We start from the raw sequence: 2251 nt of genomic DNA on the forward strand, positions 1-2251 counted from the left end.
TTTCGTTGGCGTCCGATCCGGACAGCCCAAAGAATACCTTGCTCGGCTTACCTGGCGCCATTCGGATGAGACGATCAGAGAGGGTCGCCAGCTCTTCCGTCGTGTGGGCCGCGTAAGTGTGGTAGTATGCCAATTTGTAGGCTTGGCGCGCGATGGCTTCAGCCACTTCAGTCCGGCCGTAGCCAATATTTACACAATACAGACCAGCAAAGCCATCTATGTAACTACGCCCCTGCGCGTCTTCAATGCGGATACCCTTACCCCCAGTGACGATGGTGGGATCACCGATCTTACCAGTTGCGAATTCCTTGAGCTGGGTGAATGGATGCAGAACTGTCGCGCGATCACGTTCAGCGATGGTTTTAATATCAATCATACCGGTTCTCCTAAGCCGCCAAATCGCCGAAACACGTGTTCTGGTTCCGTGTATTCCGCTGCGCGTATTCTTGTATCGCAGTAGAGGCATCGAAAGCTCGATTGGCTTACCAACGAGCACTTGAAACGCACCGCGCGGGACGCCGGCTTTCGCAGCCACGAGCGCGGCCCCGGCGACAAGATCGCGACGGCAGATTTTGCTGGTGCTCCGCACTGAGACCGGCCAACCGGGGGCTGCTGGAACGAGTGCTTTGGAGGGCCATTTACAGGTTCGAGCTTTGTTGAAATTAGCTGTGCGCTCAGGATACTGATGGCGCAAAGATATTTGCGGCGCATTTCCCGGTTGTTCAGTCGATTTCCTGCATCTCAGAGCGATTTTGCAACGAAATATGCCTAAAGTCTTGGGACGATCATCTGTTCCTCCAGATCCTGCAAAAGAGCAATCGTTTACTTTCTGAGGTGATCGTCAAAATGGCGGAGCTCTTTGCTACCGTCTGTCAATGACGGCTAACTAAAAGGGCTTTGTTCGGAAGGCATTATCGAGGCTGAGGATTCGATGTTTCCGCGAAGGCGGTAGGACGAGCGAATCAAATGCCTATAGCGCGAAGTCGGCTCCGCCAGTGACACGTCCGAGCTTGCGGAGTCGCGCCTGTGCAAACGTGGACAGCAGCCGGAATGTCTCGGTAGGATGCGATCGTGTTGACGCTGACAATTGCGCTAACGGATGAGCTGCTCGGTGAAGTAACGCTGAATGAGCGCGGCGAGGTTGCGACTCGGCTTAATGGGTTGGCCGTCCCAGCGCCGGTCGAGATGCCGGACTGCCTCTTCCATCGGTTCCGGACGGGTGGAGAGATACCAATAGGTGTCGCGTAGGCAGAGTGACCGGGATAGATGGAAACCGCCGAAGGGTGGTGCTCGACATCGATCCCGTCGCGATACCAGCCAGAAGTGTGTGTGTGTGCTGCCGGAAACCGCACTTCTTCGTGGCTGCGCGCGGCGGCCGACTGCTGCGCCAGTAGCCCATACGCGTGGTCCGTTAAGGCCCCTGAGCGGATGTCTACAGCGTTGTGGAGATCGAGGCGTTATTGAAGGCGGCACTTGCCTATCTCCTGCAAACGGACTGCGGGATGGACTTATCATTCTGTGCACGCGTGACTTCCTTAAAAGGGTTCTTGTGAGTTAGGGGGATGTCCCGATCGCTGTTGAACTAGGTCGGGCCGACGTTGCCGGAATGAATGTTACGCGGCCCTCGTGACGTGGGCAACGGGGTTGATCGTCATGCGATTGTGGCGAGCTTGAAGAGCCGCATGCAGAACCGACAATTGGTTATGCGCCTTCAATCGTCGGAAGCCCTTGTTAGCCTCGATCATGCCGGCCGCGACCCATCGCAAGGCCATACCGGCATCCCGCCAGCGTTTGACGTTGCGCGTGACGCGGCGAATGGTGCCCATCATGTTCTCTGCGATGTTGGTACAGGCGAGCGATCGACGAAGCTCCTTCGGCAACTTCAACCGGACGACAGTCAGGAGCTGGCCGCTACGCCGGGCCATTGTTGGTCGAGTCGACGCGCGAGATTGTGGATCAATTTTTCGGCCTTGTCGGCGTCATCGAGCTCCCAGGCCTGGCGCAGCACCCGACGGGTGGCCGCATGATGCTCTTTCGGCAGGCGTTCCATGATGTTGCGCGCCTTGTGGATCTGGCAGCGCTGGATCGCAGCGGCCGGACCGAAGGTGCGGCGGATCGCCTTCGACAGCGCCTTCGCGCCGTCGGCGATGAACAGTCTTGGCACCGTCGGGTCGAGCCCGCGCGAGACCAGGTTGTCCAGCAGGGCCTGAACCGTTGCGGCATTCTCGGTCGCCCCTTCCACCAGCGCCAG

At 58.1% G+C, this 2251-nt stretch carries 1 protein-coding gene and 1 pseudogene; both read right to left on the reverse strand.

All coding sequences use genetic code 11. The features are described 5' to 3' along the window. Window positions 1-376, reverse strand: a 376-nt coding sequence (locus E4K65_RS46545) for an aminotransferase class III-fold pyridoxal phosphate-dependent enzyme (protein ID WP_135179644.1), incomplete at its 3' end; no start/stop codon positions are given. A gap of 1237 nt (window positions 377-1613) precedes the next feature. After that, a pseudogene (locus tag E4K65_RS46550) lies at window positions 1614-2251 on the reverse strand (transposase); the annotation flags it as partial.

The organism is Bradyrhizobium niftali (assembly GCF_004571025.1).
Lineage (GTDB): Bacteria > Pseudomonadota > Alphaproteobacteria > Rhizobiales > Xanthobacteraceae > Bradyrhizobium > Bradyrhizobium niftali.